General features: G+C 37.4%; 29 protein-coding genes and 1 tRNA gene. 17 read left to right on the top strand and 13 right to left on the bottom strand.

The window, feature by feature from the left end:
- Positions 1–31: 31 nt before the first annotated feature.
- The gene (locus D1868_RS02815; protein WP_231112435.1) at positions 32–751 is read right to left on the bottom strand and encodes a DNA double-strand break repair nuclease NurA; all 720 of its coding nucleotides are present in this window, start codon (positions 749–751) and stop codon (positions 32–34) included.
- On the opposite strand from D1868_RS02815, the gene D1868_RS02810 reads away from it, so the two are divergent.
- The 8 genes from D1868_RS02810 to D1868_RS02785 all read left to right on the top strand — a co-directional run bounded on the left by D1868_RS02810 (position 711) and on the right by D1868_RS02785 (position 5361).
- Positions 711–1634 (top strand): thiamine-phosphate synthase family protein, encoded by a 924-nt coding sequence (locus D1868_RS02810; protein ID WP_196770262.1) that lies wholly within the window; start codon positions 711–713, stop codon positions 1632–1634. The genes D1868_RS02815 and D1868_RS02810 overlap by 41 nt on opposite strands.
- 69 nt (positions 1635–1703) lie before the next feature.
- Positions 1704–1871 (top strand): hypothetical protein, encoded by a 168-nt coding sequence (locus tag D1868_RS10900; RefSeq protein ID WP_196770261.1) that lies wholly within the window; start codon positions 1704–1706, stop codon positions 1869–1871.
- 9 nt (positions 1872–1880) lie between these two features.
- Entirely contained in the window at positions 1881–2462 is a 582-nt protein-coding gene (locus tag D1868_RS02805; protein WP_156005340.1) for a hypothetical protein, read from the top strand.
- Positions 2463–2525: 63 nt separating this feature from the next.
- Positions 2526–3110: a zinc metalloprotease gene (locus D1868_RS02800; RefSeq protein WP_156007931.1), complete on the top strand. Its 585-nt coding sequence runs from the start codon at positions 2526–2528 to the stop codon at positions 3108–3110.
- A gap of 25 nt (positions 3111–3135) precedes the next feature.
- A complete protein-coding gene (locus D1868_RS02795) occupies positions 3136–3699 on the top strand; it encodes a rhomboid family intramembrane serine protease (RefSeq protein ID WP_156005337.1) in 564 nt (187 codons plus the stop codon).
- A complete protein-coding gene (locus D1868_RS10895) occupies positions 3696–3857 on the top strand; it encodes a hypothetical protein (RefSeq protein ID WP_196770260.1) in 162 nt (53 codons plus the stop codon). The genes D1868_RS02795 and D1868_RS10895 overlap by 4 nt, the downstream gene beginning before the upstream one ends.
- Positions 3858–3870: 13 nt before the next feature.
- Positions 3871–4440: an adenylate kinase family protein gene (locus tag D1868_RS02790; protein WP_156005334.1), complete on the top strand. Its 570-nt coding sequence runs from the start codon at positions 3871–3873 to the stop codon at positions 4438–4440.
- A gap of 3 nt (positions 4441–4443) precedes the next feature.
- Positions 4444–5361, top strand: coding sequence for an Mrp/NBP35 family ATP-binding protein (locus D1868_RS02785; RefSeq protein ID WP_196770259.1), 918 nt, complete (start codon positions 4444–4446; stop codon positions 5359–5361).
- On the opposite strand, the gene D1868_RS02780 is transcribed toward D1868_RS02785, so the two are convergent.
- A complete protein-coding gene (locus D1868_RS02780) occupies positions 5353–5571 on the bottom strand; it encodes a hypothetical protein (RefSeq protein ID WP_156005331.1) in 219 nt (72 codons plus the stop codon). The genes D1868_RS02785 and D1868_RS02780 overlap by 9 nt on opposite strands.
- Positions 5572–5676: 105 nt before the next feature.
- Between D1868_RS02780 and D1868_RS02775 the strand changes: the two genes are divergently transcribed.
- Positions 5677–6030 (top strand): helix-turn-helix domain-containing protein, encoded by a 354-nt coding sequence (locus D1868_RS02775; protein ID WP_156005328.1) that lies wholly within the window; start codon positions 5677–5679, stop codon positions 6028–6030.
- Here D1868_RS02775 and D1868_RS02770 read toward each other — a convergent pair.
- Together D1868_RS02770 and D1868_RS02765 are read right to left on the bottom strand one after the other, a co-directional pair.
- Entirely contained in the window at positions 5998–6678 is a 681-nt protein-coding gene (locus D1868_RS02770) for a 5-formyltetrahydrofolate cyclo-ligase (protein ID WP_156005325.1), read from the bottom strand. The two genes, D1868_RS02775 and D1868_RS02770, sit on opposite strands and share 33 nt — an antisense overlap.
- 133 nt (positions 6679–6811) lie before the next feature.
- The gene (locus D1868_RS02765; RefSeq protein ID WP_231112432.1) at positions 6812–7273 is read right to left on the bottom strand and encodes a LysE family transporter; all 462 of its coding nucleotides are present in this window, start codon (positions 7271–7273) and stop codon (positions 6812–6814) included.
- A 151-nt stretch (positions 7274–7424) separates the two neighbouring features.
- Between D1868_RS02765 and cbp1 the strand changes: the two genes are divergently transcribed.
- Entirely contained in the window at positions 7425–7871 is a 447-nt protein-coding gene (gene cbp1, locus D1868_RS02760; RefSeq protein WP_156005322.1) for a CRISPR DNA repeat-binding protein Cbp1, read from the top strand.
- On the opposite strand, the gene D1868_RS02755 is transcribed toward cbp1, so the two are convergent.
- Together D1868_RS02755 and cdvB1/B2 are read right to left on the bottom strand one after the other, a co-directional pair.
- Entirely contained in the window at positions 7840–8985 is a 1146-nt protein-coding gene (locus D1868_RS02755; RefSeq protein WP_156005319.1) for a tryptophan--tRNA ligase, read from the bottom strand. The genes cbp1 and D1868_RS02755 overlap by 32 nt on opposite strands.
- 66 nt (positions 8986–9051) lie before the next feature.
- Complete coding sequence (gene cdvB1/B2, locus D1868_RS02750) at positions 9052–9672, bottom strand: cell division protein CdvB1/B2 (RefSeq protein ID WP_156007929.1); 621 nt, start codon at positions 9670–9672, stop codon at positions 9052–9054.
- A 100-nt stretch (positions 9673–9772) separates the two neighbouring features.
- Between cdvB1/B2 and D1868_RS02745 the strand changes: the two genes are divergently transcribed.
- Both D1868_RS02745 and alaXM read left to right on the top strand, forming a co-directional pair.
- A complete protein-coding gene (locus tag D1868_RS02745) occupies positions 9773–10030 on the top strand; it encodes a hypothetical protein (RefSeq protein ID WP_156005316.1) in 258 nt (85 codons plus the stop codon).
- Between the two features lie 34 nt (positions 10031–10064).
- Positions 10065–10769: an alanyl-tRNA editing protein AlaXM gene (alaXM, locus tag D1868_RS02740; protein ID WP_156007928.1), complete on the top strand. Its 705-nt coding sequence runs from the start codon at positions 10065–10067 to the stop codon at positions 10767–10769.
- Here alaXM and D1868_RS02735 read toward each other — a convergent pair.
- The 3 genes from D1868_RS02735 to D1868_RS02725 are packed head-to-tail and all read right to left on the bottom strand — an operon-like array spanning position 10766 to position 12766.
- Positions 10766–11197, bottom strand: a complete 432-nt coding sequence (locus D1868_RS02735) for a GtrA family protein (RefSeq protein ID WP_156005314.1) — start codon at positions 11195–11197, stop codon at positions 10766–10768. The two genes, alaXM and D1868_RS02735, sit on opposite strands and share 4 nt — an antisense overlap.
- Before the next feature lie 19 nt (positions 11198–11216).
- Positions 11217–12191: an aminotransferase class I/II-fold pyridoxal phosphate-dependent enzyme gene (locus D1868_RS02730; RefSeq protein ID WP_156005311.1), complete on the bottom strand. Its 975-nt coding sequence runs from the start codon at positions 12189–12191 to the stop codon at positions 11217–11219.
- The gene (locus tag D1868_RS02725) at positions 12188–12766 is read right to left on the bottom strand and encodes a helix-turn-helix domain-containing protein (protein ID WP_156005308.1); all 579 of its coding nucleotides are present in this window, start codon (positions 12764–12766) and stop codon (positions 12188–12190) included. The genes D1868_RS02730 and D1868_RS02725 overlap by 4 nt, the downstream gene beginning before the upstream one ends.
- Before the next feature lie 62 nt (positions 12767–12828).
- On the opposite strand from D1868_RS02725, the gene zfx1 reads away from it, so the two are divergent.
- Positions 12829–13143 (top strand): zinc-containing ferredoxin Zfx1, encoded by a 315-nt coding sequence (gene zfx1, locus D1868_RS02720; protein ID WP_156005305.1) that lies wholly within the window; start codon positions 12829–12831, stop codon positions 13141–13143.
- Between the two features lie 173 nt (positions 13144–13316).
- Here zfx1 and yciH read toward each other — a convergent pair whose 3' ends face one another.
- Positions 13317–13616: a stress response translation initiation inhibitor YciH gene (gene yciH / locus D1868_RS02715; protein WP_156005301.1), complete on the bottom strand. Its 300-nt coding sequence runs from the start codon at positions 13614–13616 to the stop codon at positions 13317–13319.
- Positions 13617–13702: 86 nt separating this feature from the next.
- On the opposite strand from yciH, the gene D1868_RS02710 reads away from it, so the two are divergent.
- Complete coding sequence (locus D1868_RS02710) at positions 13703–13849, top strand: DNA-directed RNA polymerase subunit P (RefSeq protein WP_156005298.1); 147 nt, start codon at positions 13703–13705, stop codon at positions 13847–13849.
- On the opposite strand, the gene D1868_RS02705 is transcribed toward D1868_RS02710, so the two are convergent.
- A complete protein-coding gene (locus tag D1868_RS02705; RefSeq protein WP_156005295.1) occupies positions 13846–14544 on the bottom strand; it encodes an ABC transporter ATP-binding protein in 699 nt (232 codons plus the stop codon). The genes D1868_RS02710 and D1868_RS02705 overlap by 4 nt on opposite strands.
- An 80-nt stretch (positions 14545–14624) precedes the next feature.
- On the bottom strand, positions 14625–15557 hold the full coding sequence (locus tag D1868_RS02700) for a transcription initiation factor IIB (protein WP_156005293.1): 933 nt from the start codon (positions 15555–15557) through the stop codon (positions 14625–14627).
- Between the two features lie 127 nt (positions 15558–15684).
- Between D1868_RS02700 and D1868_RS02695 the strand changes: the two genes are divergently transcribed.
- The 3 genes from D1868_RS02695 to D1868_RS02685 all read left to right on the top strand — a co-directional run bounded on the left by D1868_RS02695 (position 15685) and on the right by D1868_RS02685 (position 16750).
- A complete protein-coding gene (locus D1868_RS02695; protein ID WP_196770258.1) occupies positions 15685–15960 on the top strand; it encodes a TIGR00304 family membrane protein in 276 nt (91 codons plus the stop codon).
- Between the two features lie 221 nt (positions 15961–16181).
- A complete protein-coding gene (locus D1868_RS02690) occupies positions 16182–16376 on the top strand; it encodes an MFS transporter (protein WP_231112430.1) in 195 nt (64 codons plus the stop codon).
- Between the two features lie 283 nt (positions 16377–16659).
- Positions 16660–16750, top strand: a tRNA-Glu gene (locus D1868_RS02685).
- A 58-nt stretch (positions 16751–16808) separates the two neighbouring features.
- Here D1868_RS02685 and D1868_RS02680 read toward each other — a convergent pair.
- Positions 16809–16958: a hypothetical protein gene (locus D1868_RS02680; RefSeq protein ID WP_156005287.1), complete on the bottom strand. Its 150-nt coding sequence runs from the start codon at positions 16956–16958 to the stop codon at positions 16809–16811.
- Between the last annotated feature and the right edge of the window lie 382 nt (positions 16959–17340).

The following is a 17340-nucleotide window of genomic DNA, read 5'->3' as shown; positions in this document are numbered from 1 at the left end:
CTTCCCTCAATATTCGAAAAGATAATGTAACCTACACCCCCTTCCTATTTTTTTCCACCAAACTCCTGAAAGACCTATATGTTGAGTTTCTGGTAACAAAGTTTAATATCCTACCCTCTTTGTCGCGGTAATACTTAGCAACCTTGTCAGCAAGGAAGAGGGGATAATTATATCCTAAAGCCTCTGGTATCGGTTCCCTTCCTAGAATATAGAGGATGGCTAGAATCTCTTCCCACGGTAAGTTACTCGAAGTCTCTACGAGGAATATCCATGAGAAATTAAAGAGCTTAAAGTAAGCCCCTCTAATCTTTCCTTCGTTATATACCTCGACTAACCACGGTTCGCTTTTCTCTATATTGAGATCAACTATTTGAGGGTCTTTAACTATTGCAATTACGTTTACGGGAAAACTTAATTTATCATAACTCAGCTTTCTATCCATAAAGATCAAGTCTACATCATTTTGGCTTTTTAACGCTTCTTCGTATTCCATTTCCCTCATTACCTCTTCCGAGTTACAGTTCTCACATAATTTTTCCTTATAACTTAATTCGTCTATCGTGAAAGAAGAGTTGAGTATCTTCCCTTTTACTATGCCTAGAGTTATGTAAGCAAAAATTCCCTCTCTCGTTTTTACCTCGTGAAAACTTCCATCTATAGCTTTAAATGTGAACTGTTTATTTTTTATTAATTCTGATAATGTGATAATCGTGGTTAAAACACCTTTATCCTTGATTACGGATGAGCTCACTCCTACTATTAGGATGTTACTAGCTAAAAAACTTAGAGAGTACGGAATGAGCCAAAGTAAAATATCTGCCCTTTTAGGTGTTACTCAACCTGCTGTGAAACAATACTTGGATGAGGACGAACAAAAGGGGTACGAAAAATTAACCGAAATGGGTCTCTCTAAAGACGACATAGAGTCATTACTCTCCACATTAGTTGACTTATTAAGCAATAGTGACGTAAAGGGGGCTATCTACTACCTCACAGACTTCGGTTTGAAGGAATTGAGCGAACTTAAGTTCTGTAAATATCATAAAGAAAAGGACAAGTATGTCCCGCCAGATTGTGAAATCTGTAGGAACTTATATAGAACTAAAGAGGAAAACGAGATGGAGGTAGCCCTTTCAATGATCCAAAATCCCTTGATCACCCCCCTCATTCCGGAGGTACTAAGTAATTTAGCTTACGCGAGACAGAATGCAAAAAACGAAAACGATGTAATCGCTGTAGCTGGGAGGATAACCAAAGTTATGGGTTTACCAACTCCTGCCTCAAAGCCCATGTGGGGAGCAAGTAAACACTTATCTAAGATCCTTCTAAACGTTATGGGTAAGAACAGTGAAATAAGGTCTGTGATGAATATAAAATATGACGAAGGTGTAGGAAAAGCGTTAAGAAAACTCGGATTTAAAGTAGCATACATAGGACCGAGAGATTGCTACGTAAGTGACGACGAGATAATAAATGACATTCTCAAGGTCTATAGTCCTGATCTCGATTGTGTTGTACACCTTGGTGGTAAAGGGATTGAGGCTAACACCTACGTTTTCGGTAGAGACCCCATAGAGGTTGTGAAAAAAATTATAGAGATTGGGAGGGCTTATAGAGAGATAACTGAAAATTAATTAAGCCTTAGTAATACTAGTTCTATTATTAGTTATCATTTAAGTAGTAGTCATAATTGAATAATTACCATGCATAGCCTAAGTGAAATAGTGAAAAAATTAGAAGAAATAGAACACATGATAAAAGATTCAGAGATAAGTGAGAAGGATAGAGAACTAATTCAACTTATACTTATAAAGAATATGAACATAGAAGCCGAATTATATGCAAAGTATTTAAACGGAAACTCTAAATAAATAAATATTGTGAAGTATGAAGCATACATAAATAGAATACAAGGAGATATCAAGTTTTTAACTGAAGATAATAACGTAATCGGTTTGACAAAATCAGTTGTAGAAGAGCTTGGAAAGGTAGGTATAAAACCTAAGGCTTTTGCAAACTCTTTATCAGAGTTCGTAACTGATAAGACCCCTCTGTTTACCTCCTATACCGGAGGAGAGAGTAAGGTTGGGGAACCCTGTAATCTAGGGACTATATTTGAGCTTTGGATTATAAAGGGGAGCGAAGAGCTCCACACTTTTGTAACCATCGTGAACTACAATGGTACTGCACAAGTTACTTTTAGTAAACCTGAATTTTTCAACGACGCTATGCTCACCACAATGAGAAATATATTGTCTCTAGATTGTGTAAAAATAAAAATGCCTTATCCATACAAGTTTGCGGTATTCGAAGCGTTTAATGCTTTCAGAAAATTATCAAACGTAAGCTTTGAGGGAATAGTTAGAGAGAAGATGATATCGATAGATGATAAAAAGAGAGGATTAGTTTGGCGTATTGAGTCTCCAAATTTTGATTATTCCACTGATATAAGCATTCAATAAAGTTTTTAGCCAATAGCCGAGATAACTTGGAAGATAACATTGAGCTTTATTAATGAACTTGAAATGAAATTCAGAGAATTAAATGAGGCTCTTTCTTTCGTTCTAGCAATACTTTCTCTTGCGGTAGCTTTCATATCTTTTAATCCACTTTATTTAGGAATAACAGTTTTAGCAGCAACTACAGCAGTTGTCCCTCACGAATTGGCTCACAGACAGACGGCAAGAAATTACGGATGTAATTCCAGGTTTGTGTTAAGTTTTAAAGGCTTTCTTGTAACATTCCTAATAAACTTCCTTAGCGGATATTTCAAACTTGGCATTCTAATCTTTGTCTCAGGATATACAGCCATACTTTGTAGATTCGGTCTAATGGGAGAAGAATTAACGGGTAAAACAGCTTTTGCTGGTCCAGTTACAAATATAATAATTGCAATAATCTCCTTGTTTACAAGAGCCTTCTTATTCGGGAACCCTCTTGTAAATACAATTCTTCTAGAAATATTTGCATTTAATAGTTATGTAGCTTTCTTTAACTTGATCCCGATACCACCGCTAGATGGAATCAAAGTGTTAAGGTGGAACAAACTGGCATGGGGTGTTGCAATACTTATCTCCTTCCTCCTAACATTCCTAGTGAGGAGATCTTAATTCTCCTTAGGAGGAAAAATCAATAATGAAGAGAATACCAATTACCGTTTTGATTATGATACTTGTTGGGTCGGGTTATATTATAGGACAAGTTCTAGAGTTATTGAACCCTTATTACCTCCTCTTTGTCGTACAATATAACCCGTTAATAATTTACTATCATTTCTATTGGGAATTAATAACGTCTATATTGATTACACCGAGTTTCATTGACTTTGCATTCAATGAAATTGCCTTGTATATAGTGTACTATTTATTCAGGTCGAAAGAAGGAGTTGTAGAGATCGCTATTTTCTTTATCACCGGCGTTTTCGGTAACATATTGTACCTACTCGTTTACCCTAACGGTTTACCTTCTGCTGGAGCCTCTGGCGGTATCTTTGGGCTTCTATCGTTCTATGCAGTTTATGAATATCTAAAGAAGAACGAAAAAGGTGGTTTAATACTCCTTGTAGTAGCACTAATTCTAAGTGATTTTATTCCATTCCTCCAAGTAAACGTTCTAGCCCACATAGGTGGTACCATAGGTGGATTACTACTTTCCCTTTTGCTTTTTAAGGTAAGACACGAACAAAGATCTATTATATGAACATAATAGAACTTGTTCTATTCTTTATAGGGCTTGCCATGTTTCCTTATGGAGTATATGAAATATGGAAAGGTAGTGGTGATAGAGATATCAAACTCTTGCTTATAGGCTTATCAATAGCTTTATACGTGATAGAAACAGTTTTAGCCTTCTGGTGATTTTCTTATCACATTGATTATAGTAATCTCTGGTACTCCGGGAGTAGGCAAGTCTACAGTTGCGAAGGCATTATCGGAAAAGCTTAACTTTAAGCTAATTAATCTATCTTCTTTTCTTATAGAAAAGAAGGCTTATTCTGAATATGACGAGAATAGAAAAACTTACATTTTAGATGAAGAGAAAGCAGAGAGTGCAATTAGAGAGCTCCTGAGTGCTGAGAATAACTTAGTAATAGAGACGGTATATCCAGCGCTAGTAAGCAAAGCCGATAAGGTTATAGTCTTACGACGCCACCCCTTATCCCTTTATGAAGAATTGAAAAAGAGGGGATGGAACGAGCTAAAGGTAGCTGAGAACGTTGAAGCTGAAATATTAGGTGTGGTAAGTTCAGAAGCATATGAGAATTTCAGTAATGTGTGTGAAATTGACGTCACTGATAAGACTATAGATCGCATACTGGAGATGGTAGAGAATTATGTATGCGAGAGAGTGGACTGGTTAGGGGATGAGAGAGTTCAGTCATTATTATTTGAATTAGATAAGATTATTAGTGAATACGAGGATTATGAGAATAGGGAATAAATTTTGAGTACTGGGAATAATCCATTCAGAATTTCATCTCCTCAGCCAAGCAAACAACCAAGAGACTTGAGAAAAGTAGCCCCTCAAGCCCCTCAAGCTGCAGACTTGAAAATTCAAATGAAAATGAAGACCGTCAAATATAAAATTGCCGTGCTTAGCGGAAAGGGAGGGGTAGGAAAATCTTTTGTATCATCTAACTTAGCCATGGCATTAGCGGCAGCAGGAAGAAGTGTAGGAATAGTTGATGTAGATTTCCACGGTCCTTCGGTCCCTAAGATGTTAGGAGTAAGGGGACAATACTTGACAGCTGACGATAAGGGCGATATAAACCCGGTAGTAGGTCCTTTTGGTATAAAGGTGGTCTCAATAGACTTCTTGTTACCAAGGGACGATACACCTGTAGCCTGGAGAGGAGCAATAAAACACACTGCAATTAAACAATTCTTAGGAGACGTCAAATGGGGAGAGTTAGACTACTTAATAATAGATATGCCGCCCGGGACCGGTGATGAGGCTCTCTCAGTAGCACAGCTAGTCCCTAACTTAACTGGTATGATCATAGTTACAATACCTTCAGAAGTCTCTACACTAGCAGTCAAAAGATCTATAACCTTTGCTAAGACTATAAACGCTAGGATCCTAGGTGTAATTGAAAACATGAGCTACTTCCTATGCCCGAGTGACAACAAACCTTACTATATATTCGGAGAGGGTAAAGGAAAGAAAATGGCAGAGGAGATGGGAGTACCTCTATTGGGACAAATACCTCTAGACCCAGTAGTGGCTCAGGCCAATGATTTAGGAGAACCCTTCTTCTTAAAGTATCCAGATGATCCTGCATCGAAGGAGTTTATAAAAATAGCAGAAAAAGTTATTCATATTGTAGAGAACAGCCAACAAGAAACGCCCCAATCAGGGTAAAGAAAACTTAAACTTTCTAACGTTATAATCAGGAGTTTTTTTAACTTTCCCTTCCCTTACTAAATCAGCTAGTGCTTCTCTAAATTCTATCATGTTAAACTCCACACCTTTCTCAATTAGAATATTTCTGATTTCAGTTGAAGTTAAACCTTCACCTTTCTTTTCTTCAAGTATTTGAAGTATTACTTCCCTTAACTCATCCTTGTTCATACTATCGGATTATACAATAATTTAAAAATAATAAGTGTAAAGGTGAATTAGTAGTTAAGTTTAAAAAAATGAATATTAAATATAAAAGATGTAAGGTGTGAAAAAATGAGCATTGAAATTAATGAAAAAATTACAATTTTCAAAAGATTTCTCGCCGTAGCTTACGGTCTATCTGAAGCCGAAATAGATGCATTCCTGAAAATCCTTGAAAGTAAAGGAGGAAAGGACGTTGACACAATATCTACTGAACTAGGAATAAGCAAAAGTAGGACAAGCCTCGTGTTAAAGAAATTAGCTGACGCGGGATTGATAGAAAAAGAGAAGGGAGGAAATAGCAAAGGAGGAAGACCTAAGTATATTTACAATGTAAATAGAGAAGAGCTTAAGGAGAAATTAGCCAGAAAAGCTGAAGAACTTTGCAGAGAATTAAAGGGTGTTATTTCGCTTTCTCTGGCCTAAATATTTTTTCAGAAAGGGAGTGTCTTCGATCTTTTCCTTAGTTAAATATTCCAGTAAAAGACCAGGTGGTTTTTCTCTAGTCCTATTTACTCTTATAACCCTAGTCGGAGTTGCAATTATATCTAAGGGCACATCGTAAGGCTCTACGGGTATACTTTCCACTATCTGAATATCATGGACTGTCGTAACAACTGGAGTTTTTTCATTAACCTTATTTAATTCTCTCAGTATTGCAAATTCTAACTCACTATACCCTTCTCCTTTACCTACTCTGTCTCCTGATAGTGTAACCGCTACACTACCAACTACAACTAAATCTATATTTGGAATAGAATATATATCTGCGACCTCTCCATACTTGGCAAACCCTGAGATTTTAGATGCTTCCCTGAAGTCTCTAATTTTGGAGGGATCTAATAGATAGAAGTCCCCTTTAAGCCTAGGAGTCGGTACTAGAACAATTTTACCTTGGCGTAAAGCTAGCTCTCTTACATATCTTTGCGGTGAGTCTGGATTTACCTTGATGAATTTAGCTTTTTGGAATTCAGGAGTACTTAAAAGCTTTTCCGCCGCTTTCTCTGCCCCCTTGAAATTAGGGATTCTACCAAATACTGGCCTAGGAAATGCGGCTATATTAGTTTCCTCCAATAGACTCCAAACTTTTTTCTAATTTCACATTTTGATAACATAACTTACCCCCTGATAAAGAAAATACACTCCAAATACCGTTAGGACAATTAAAGAAAATATCTTAACATATAAGATGTAATCCTTTCCGTATTTACTGATAACCATAGGAAATGAAAATATCCAGATGAGTATACCTAAGGAAAAAGCCTGGCGCTATATAGATGGAAAACTGATCGAGCATAGATATCCCAAAGGTTAGCCACCATCCTATCTGGTAAGGATTAACGAGGGCTGTGGTAAGACCTTTAACGTAACTGCCCTTAATGCTCGTGTTAAAAGTCTTCGCTTTCCAAACACCGTAGGCGAGATATAACATGTAAATTCCTCCGATTATGTAAAAGATAAATAAGACGTTCTGAGGTATTAGAGATTTAAAAAAGAACGTTAATAAGAAAAATATGAAGTCAGCAGTCATTGCCCCGGCCCCTACACTGGTTCCATGTAACGAGGATCTTAAAGATTCGTGTGCCATCATAGCATTTATGGGACCAGGTGGTGCGGCGATTGAAAGGCCCATAACAGCACCTATCAATATAATGTAAAAAATGTCCATCAATTTAATTAAACTGAAACACGCTTTAAAGTTGAACTATGCCAAAGGGACACAATCAATTCAGTTTTTCACCTTAACGTAATCTTTTCTCACCTTAGATAATATACGGTAAATCTGGAAAAAGTTTATTTTAAGTGATGATTTTGTAATCATCATGCAAAATGAAATGGAGGAAAAAGTTAGGTCTCTTTACGAGCGAGGATATTCAATAAGGAATATTGCATCACTTACTGGTCTCAGTTACGGTAAGGTAAGGAATTTACTTATTAAATCTGGGATAAAACTTAGAAGTAACAAAGCGGACGAAAATAAGGTTATTGAACTTGCAAAACAAGGAAAGAGTGCGAGAGCTATTAGTAAGGAACTGAAAATTAGTGAATCAACGGTTCTGAGGATACTACAAAAACACAATTTAGGTAGGAGAGTGAGAAAACTAAAGGACAGTGAAATAAAGATGATCGAAGATATGTATAAGCGCGGAGAGCCAATATATAAGATCGCGAAGAAATTAGGAAAATCCACTAACTTAATAGTATATCATTTAAAGAAAATGGGACTTTATAAATCTATTCGTGAATCTTCTTCCACATCTCTCTAGCTAAAGCTCCATCATATTTGAACGTATTAACTAACTTTTTAGCTTCCTCCCTTTTGTTCCTATGCTCCTCTAAAAACGCATTTAATTTCTCAACCAGTATACTCTTTAGCTCACCCGTCAGCATCTTACCACTTCTGTATTCCTCCTCGATTTTCTTTATCTTACTGTCGTCTGGTTCAAAAAACATATATAACCACTGAAAGGAAACATCTATATCTGGATTACCTCCATATTTTCTATGAAGTTCTATTGTGGGTTGTCCTCCAGAGAACGCATATTTCATGATCTTTCTCTCTACAGTTTTAGGATCATCGGTAAGATATATTGCAGATTCTGGTTGAGACGAACTCATTTTACCCTCAGGACCTGTTAAAGGTGGCAGGAATTTGCTGTGGATCTGAGCAGCCTTATAATATCCTAAACTCTCTGCTATATCCCTTTGCAGTCTCCAGTAAGGATCTTGGTCAATACCAGCCGGAATAAGACATCTTTTACGTTCAAACATAGTAGGGGCGATCTGCAAAGCAGGATAAAAAATAATGCCTATGTTAGAAGAGGTGTCTAAGCCGAAAGTAGCCCTTACTTCATTAAACGTCAGCTTCTTGGCTATCTTGATTGCTATGGGATACATATTTCTAATATACTCCGTATCTTGGAAGATGAAAGTCCTATCAGGGTCAAACCCAACAGCAATTATATCTAAAATATTATCATATGCCCATTGCCTAGTTTGATCAAGCGTGTAATCGGCATTTCTCATGAACTTCTCATCGTCTGTGACCTCAATATATACGTTTACCTTGAATTTGTCCTGTAGCCATTTCGTGAATATGAAAGGGATTAGATGTCCAATGTGCATTCCTAAAGAAGGTGCTCTACCAGTGTAAAGGAAAAAGCCTCTTCCGTCTTCATAATCCTTCAATATCAGGTCGTAATCCCTATGAGAAAAGAACACATTACGCCTAAGCATAACGTGAAGTTCATCGTTTATGAGTCTCTTAGTTTTTTCTTTTAGTTCCTCAGTCAGCTTCTGAGTTCCAAACTGAATGATCAACTTATCATAGTCTACCTTTCCCTTAACTTCCCATGGAGTAACGTTAAAATCTTGTGCCACAAATAAATAGGAAAAGGGTTTAATATAAAAAGGATTAAATTAAAAGACATAAGAGAAACTAGACCTTTAGGTCTTCTGATTCTGAACTATTCCGGAAGCGGGTAGCTCTGGGAACTGCTCCTTCATTCTCTGCTCTGCTACCATTGATGCTTCGTCCAGTATCTTTCTTGCCTCTGGTGAAGAGGCTACTCCTGCAGCGCTTACTCCGCCAAACTCTCCAGCCTCTATAACTACCTCTTGTAGACCGTCACCTAGCTCCGCAAGCTCTATGGAAAGTTCGGGCATTACACCCTTCAGTGTTGTCTTCAGTTCGCTGATTACACCCATCACTGGTATCAAGTTAACGTAAACGTCGCCAAGTTCAGTTATTGTCTCTAGCCTTAACGATACTTGTTCTAAGGCTATCTGAGTAGTGAGTAATTGCTTAGTTATTTTTCTGATCTCAGCGACTTCGTTAGCATACATGGCTGCTCTTGTGTAGTCTTTGGACATCTGAGCCTCTACTACCCTCTCGAATAGTGACCTATCCCTCTCCTGCATCCTTGCTATATAAGCGTCCAGCCTGCTGATCATTGACCTAACTTTGTATTGTGCTTGTATTAACCTCATCTTGAGGGGGTCCTTGCTCTTTGGAATCTTTTGCTTTTCATTACCATTCCATATTTTTTGGAACTCTTTATCCAACATGGGCAATTAATACATTGTATACGAAAGATTTATAAAGGGGTTGGCTAGATAATATACCTTTAATAGGATTCAAACAAAAGAGATCTTTTGGGATTAGATATTGCCAACAACAATTGATGATGACCCGGAAGTAGAAATATTACCCGGAAAAGACCAGCTTACCGTAATAATAGACCTAAGAGGGAAGGATTTCAGTAAACTCTTGGTAAAGGCAAATAAAAAACAGCTATACATCTATGATAACGAGACCAACAGTGTGATAAAGATAATATCTCTCCCCACCTACGTAGAACCAGATAGCATAAAATACGAATACCACTACGGTACTTATATAGTTTCTTTGAGAAAGAGTGAGTGAAATGAGCGATGGTGAGTTACCCCTAAACGATTCCCTGAAAAAGAGAATTTACCTTTTTGACTCATATGTAAGAGAGTTTGAAGCTACAGTTACAGACATAACTCCCGAGGGGATTATCCTAGACAAGACTGCATTCTATCCCGGAGGCGGAGGTTTGGAAGCTGACAGAGGATTTATCCAGATAGGTCAGAATAAATTGGAAATTATGGAAGTAAAAGAGATAAATGGAGAAATATACCACAAGACGAGTAATTATGAATTACTTCAAAAAGGAATGAAAATAAAGGGAGAGATAGACTGGAATAGAAGGTATAGGATGATGAGGCTTCATACAGCATCTCACATAATAGCTGCAATAGCCTTTTCAAAATACGGCGCTAGAATAACTGGAGGGAACATAACTCCAGAATATGCTAAAGACGACTTTCCTATAGAGAACAAAGAAGCACTACAAAAACTGATTGAGGAGGCAAACGAAATTGTCAAAAAATCCCTCCAAGTAAAAGTTTACTTCCTAAAGAGAGAAGAAGCACTAAAAATCCCTGGAATAGTTAAATTGGCAGAAAGGATGCCCCCAGAATTAGAGGTGTGGAGAATTGTAGAAATAGAGGGGATTGATATACAAGCTGATGGGGGTCCCCATGTTAAAAATACTTCAGAAATAGGCGAAATAGTACTTCTAAAAATAGAGAATAAGGGAAAGAACAGAAAGAGAATTTATTACACAGTCAAACCTTAAGCCCAAACGTATTTAATACTTAACACAAACCTTACTCCGAACCCTGCAACTATCCCTATAAAGTTCATTATAGCTAAATAGATTGAGGATAAATGAATAGAGGAGAAGAACAGCAAAAACAGTATTGACGTTAAATTACCGTAAGGTAAGATCAGCAATATTAAGGCAATAACTACTGCGTATTGTACGACTCCTCCAACTAAAGACGATACGTGAAACTTCACCATCCTATTCAGAAAGGAACCCACTCTTTCTTTCTTAAACGTCCACACATCATTAAGCAGAAAGTTAAACAAGATCGAAAATTCAATTGCAAGAGCAAGAGAAACAGCTATCGGTAAGACTGGTTTAAGTAATAACAATACACCCTCATTCACGACCGTCCCTAAACCACCTACTATAGCATATTTTATAATTTTTTCAAGCACGTGTTTAAATCTAACATTACTATTTATAAAACTTTTCACTATTTAGAACATGAGAGATTACCCTTAGTAATTCTGAAGTGTTCTTACTTAAAGCAACTCTTCCATGAGTCTTTCTTAAACCCATAAACCCTTCTGGCTCTCTTATTTGATATCCATAAGACCTTAATACGGAATTCAGGATAGAAGTTTCAACCGGAAATTCCAGCAATACGAAATTTGTAACACTCTTATACCACTTGAAAGGAGAAGAGAACGAGTTTAGCAGTTCAGCTATATGATAACGAGTCTTAGAAAGGAAAGACCTTATCTCCTTAGCCGTAACGTGTGAGAAAACATAGTAAACTATACTATTTATCCTCCATGGAGGTGCCAATCTTTCTAAGTTTTTAGAACTGTGACCTATTGTAAACCCCAGCCTTAAACCTGGAATTGCCAAAGACTTTGTGAAAGATGAAATAATTGTTAAGTTTTCAAACTCCTCAGCCAGTTTAAAATTATTAGAGAGAATACTCAAATCTATAAATGATTCATCGAGGTATAATTTACCCCCTCGCTCTAAGAACTTCGCTATATCACTATCCTTTATGAATGACCCAGTAGGATTAACTGGGTTACTGGTTATTACACATGACTCTGACAAAGGCAAAGTATACTCAAACGTGTCATTAAGTTCTCTCGCAAAGTAACTCTTACTCCTCTTATATTCGGAGAAGTTCGGCTCTATGACAGAACATGGAGGCAAAAGTGAAATAGCTTCTGACGCACCGTTAAATACACCCACTAGTTCAGGACATAAATCATAGACTTCTGCAATAAGTTCCTTAATTTCCTTATAACTTTCAGAAGGTGGATAATAAGTGTAAATCTCCCTTTTAACTGCCTCACTTATTAACTCCTTCACAAAATCAGGAGTACCCAAAGGATTAAGATTCACACTGAAGTCATTAATAACCTCAGGCTTCCCCTTTATCCATTTTACGCCCCCATGCTTCATAATCCCTTATCCCTCAGGTAAGATTCTATTATATTCTTCTCCGCCCTTCTTAGTATCTCGTCAAGGGTGGACAAACTTATATTGAGTTTTTCAGCCAATTTCTTTAACGTTACCTTCCTTGGATAATCATAATAACCTGCCTCAAGGGCTATCCTTAATATCTGTTCTTGCCTTGCGGTAACTATACTCTTGGATCTTACTTTCACAACTTTTATAACCTTCACGTCGATTTTGTTTTCAACAAACTCCCTCAGTACTCTTCGTAATTCAGGATAACCTTCTAGAACCAAAACCCAAACCAATGAGTTATTAATAACATATCCCTGAATAATTGTATATTTTGCAAGGATAGTACTTATTCTGGAGTTTACTCTCACTGTACCTAAATAAACATTTTTATCTACTCTCGTAAATGAATTTTGAAATTCTTTAGGAAGTTCCCCCTTAAACTCAATCAGTAGCCTAACGTCTACTTTATCCTGTTTAATATCGAGAATATTAATAGAGTTCTTTTGGACGTTAAAAGTACTTAACCATTCTTCTATAGGAGTTTGTAACTGAACGTGAAGTAGCATCCCGAAATATTTTGGGGTTTAAAATATTTTAAACTAATGACATTTAGTAATTGGGGATTAGAATGGGCATAGATCCTAATTACAGAACATCAAGGCAAGTAGTAGAAGAACACAACGGGCACAAGGTTTACGGACCTGTCGAACCTCCGAAAACACTAGGCATCCACGGTACAATAGTCGGAGTAGACTTCGATTTATGCATAGCTGATGGTTCGTGTATAAATGCATGCCCAGTTAATGTATTTCAATGGTTTGACACACCCGGGCATCCAGCTTCAGAAAAGAAGGCAGACCCAGTTAATGAACAAGCATGTATCTTCTGTATGGCTTGCGTAAATGTATGCCCAGTAGCTGCAATTGACGTAAAACCACCATAACAATCTTTTCCTTTCTTTTCATATCAGAAGACAATTTCTATATTAACAAGTAATAATATATAATAAATTATACTTTTTCACTTATCACAAATAATTTTTACAACTTCTACAGTAAATAAGCTATACTAAAATGAATATCACCTCTTTCAATAGTAATATAAGAAATAAGGAATTTATTCTATTATTAATATGTTCGATTCTGGATACCCCATTTTTGTTAATATTTCCTTAACCTTATCCCTATGGTCTCCTTGTAACTCTATTTTCCCGTTTTTTACAGTACCTCCTGCTGCTAGCTTAGACTTGAGCTCTGAAGCAATCTTCTTTAAATCCGCGTCTGTACCATTTAACCCCTCTATTATGGTAACCTCTTTTCCGTATCTCCTTTTCTCGACCTTTATTTTAATAAATTGTTCTTCTCTATTTAGTTGTTCGCATATTTCGGGGGGTAATCCGCCACAGAGATCAGACATTCTCAAACACTTTATTACTAATACGGCTTTTTCAACTTTTCTGTCAACAGTTAGGTTTATATTTATCGGAGTAGAGGAGAGTGGAGATGGCAAGATACAGATGTGGCAAGTGTTGGAAGGAATTTGATGATGCACAGCTTAAAGCACTACCTGGGGTCAGGTGCCCCTATTGTGGGTATAAAGTAATATTCATGGTAAGAAAGCCTACAGTTAAAGTAGTGAAAGCTATCTAAGCCCCCTTTATTAATTTAGCTATAACTTTTTCGACAGACTCTCCCATACTCTTTAGTTCCTCAAAAGTCCCCATCCATTTTATACTACCGTTTGATATTACCATGACCTTATGAGTCAATTTATCAGCTACGGACATTATGTGAGTTGACACTACGAAGGTCGAATCCCTGAAAGACCGGAAAAGCTCGATCACTAAGTCCTGACTAGGAATATCAAGATAATTCAAAGGCTCGTCTAGTAAAAGTATCTCCGGAGAGTGGAGTACAGCCATAGCTATAGCCAACTTTTGCTTATTTCCCCTAGAAAGTTCAACCGCTTTATATTTTCTATACTTATCGAGTTCCAGAAGTTCAAGCAACTTCTCAGCCCTATCCTCGTTTTTTATCCCCCTGAGAACCATCATAAATTTGAGATTATCTTCCACGGTCAACGCTGGGAAAGGGTCGGCGTCCTCAGGCAAATAACCGATTAACCTTTTTGCGTCCAAAGAAGTAGGATCGTGACCCTTAATACTGACCTCACCCTTATCAGGTTTTATAAGCCCCGCAAGAATCTTGAGAGTAGTGCTCTTCCCAGCTCCGTTAGGCCCTAGGAGGGCCCATTTCTCACCACACTTTACTTCAAAAGAAATTCCGTTCAATACTACGGTATTACCATAACGCTTAAGAAGATCCTTAACTTTTATACATTCCACAAGAGGTAAGTAAAAGAAAAATAGTATTAAAATTTAGAAGGAGAAAAAGGGAAGAGGAGTGAAAGAGATTATATGAACCTTTACTGACTCGGAATCTGTATCTTTAATTCTTGGGTAAGCTCCTTATACCTATTCCTAACAGTTACCTCCGTAACCCCGGCTACTTGGGCTATCTCCTTTTGCGTCCTTCTCTCGTCGTTCAACAAAGCAGCAATATATATGGCAGCCGCAGCCAGACCAGCCGGGTCTTTACCAGCAGTCAACCCCATATTTTTCGCCTTCTCTATGATATCTGCAGCAGTCCTCATTGTAGCACCGCTAAGCCCCAATAAGTTTCCTATTCTAGTAACATAATCCTTGGGGTCACTTACTGGCACGTCAATCTCTAACTCTCTCAGAATCAGTCTGTAACACCTTGCAACTTCTTTCCTATTAGCCTTAGTGAACTGGGCTATCTCGTCTAAAGTCCTCGCCATTTTCATCCTTCTACATGCTGCATAGATAGAAGCGGCTACAACACTCTCTATAGACCTCCCTCTGACAAGTCCCTTCTCTACGGCTTTTCTATAGATTAATGCTGCCTCATCCTTCACTGCTTTAGACAAATTAAGTAAGTTCCCGATCCTTTCAAGCTCGTTCATAGCTTGTGCTAGGTTTCTGTCTATAGATGACTGTATCCTAGCCCTTATCTGCCACTTCCTCCATCTAAGGACTTCTAACCTTCTCTTAGGATCTAGGCTTCTACCCATTGCGTCTTTATCCTTCCAATCTATTACAGTAGATATACCCATATCATGTATTGTCTGGTTAAGAGGGCCCCCTACCCTACTTCTCTTCTCCTTTTCTTCTGGAGTAAAAGCCCTCCATTCAGGACCCTGATCAATTATCCTCTCTTCAATTACCTCTCCAGTTTCGGTACAGATGTACTCTCCTCTTTCCTCGTCAAATATAATCTTGTCAGGAGGACAAATTGAGGAAGAAGGTTGAGGATTAGCTTGCTTTTCTTCTACCATTAAATCACCACCAATTACACAAAAATTTAAAAACCCTTTGATGTTTAACGATAGAAACATTTATAAACTTTTCGATCCTAAAAAAATTAGAGAATCCGTTAAAAAATCAACTGATGTAAATAATTATATGAAAGCTTTTATCATCGGAATGACTTTAATAGTTATTGGAGTTCTACTGATAGCGGCTAGTGCGATAATACCGGCTAACGTTTCCTCATCTAGTGTTTCTTCAACCAGTGCAGGTTTTGCAGGAGTAATATTCCTTGGACCTTTTCCCATAGTGATAGGAGGAGGAAACCCATCAATGATGCCTACACTATTAGCCTTCGCTTTAGGTTTTACAATAATAGCTTTACTATTCTATCTAGTCCCGCTAATTCTTAACAAGAAGACTGAGCAATGAAGAGAGTATTCTCTATTAAAAAAGACAAAACAAGTTCTTTTCCAACATGAAAAGAAATCTCACTACGACTATGTGATTACCAAGAAGAAATATCAAAATGGAAAGGGAGTAAACCTTTTTTCAAGCCGCATTTCTCGGCATGGTATATCTTATAGGCGCTGTTCTCGGTGCAATGATCCTCAGTTATTTAACGGATTTATACGGTAGGAAAAAGGCTGTTCATGATAACGTTAGGCACTTACATATTAGGCACAGTAGTAAGCGGGATATCGTGGAATTTTACAAGCATAGCAATATTTAGGACATTGACCGGACTAGGTATTGGCGGGGAATGCAGTGCGATAAGCTCAGCCATTGACGAGTTAATCCCCGCTAGGGTTAGGGTCGCGGTTGACTTAGCCGTTAACGGTAATTAATGGGTAGGAACGATAGCTGGCTCATTACTCTCTTTACTTACTCAATCCAGCCAGGATATGATGACTTTAGTTATGTAATAAGCAATTTTCTTGCTCATGTCTAAAACCGTCGCTTAACTCAGCACACGACTTTTCAGCACTATTCTGTGACAGCTCCATCAACCGCTTGGTTTAACGTCCTTAAAAAAGGTTTAACACGTCAGCTCTCCTCTGGTAAGCTTAAACAAACAACTGATATCTCCCTTACGTAAATCTTTTAAGGTCGTTAATATTAGATATAAATGCCGCGGTAGTATAGCCCGGTCAAGCTCTACGCGCCGATAGTATGCAGGCCTCTCAAGCCTGTGGCCCGGGTTCAAATCCCGGCCGCGGCACTTTATGAGGTGTTGTACCCTACACCCCCCAATTTCACTTAAGTTCCGATTACCTTATCTAAGGAATCAATGTAACGATCCCTCCTCTGACCCCTTCACCCTTCTCTATTAAGTAAACATAATACTTCCTCCTTAACCTCACGAATCCTAATATCACTAAATGTGAAAACTTTATTACCCATTCCTTTCCCCGCTTTATAATTGTCACGCTGGAAATTTAAGGAGTGATAATTGTCAAATTATGCATAGAGTTGAAAGGAAGTGATAAAAGTCCTCATGACCACAAAAACTGAATTAAGAGGCTATATTATAGATACAAATACGAAAGCACGGCTCTATGAAGAGAAACCTCGTAAGATAAATTCAATTAATTTTAGTAAGATTATTTGAAACTTATCAATACTATAGTAAGATTATTACGATTCACGTAAATAAGGTTACACAATCATGATTAAAAAGTTATTATTAATCTTTTCAAATTCAGTTTATTTTCTACCAATTTTCTATCTTTATCGGAAAGTTTTGTATAAGTTATAGTTTTGGTAAATTTCCCTCTTTTGATAAGGGAGTTAGAGGAGGAAATAAAAAGT

This window comes from Stygiolobus azoricus (assembly GCF_009729035.1).
Taxonomy (GTDB): Archaea; Thermoproteota; Thermoprotei_A; order Sulfolobales; family Sulfolobaceae; genus Stygiolobus; species Stygiolobus azoricus.
The sequence above is the reverse complement of the archived record's forward strand: the minus strand, read 5'-3'. Positions and strand labels throughout refer to the sequence as shown.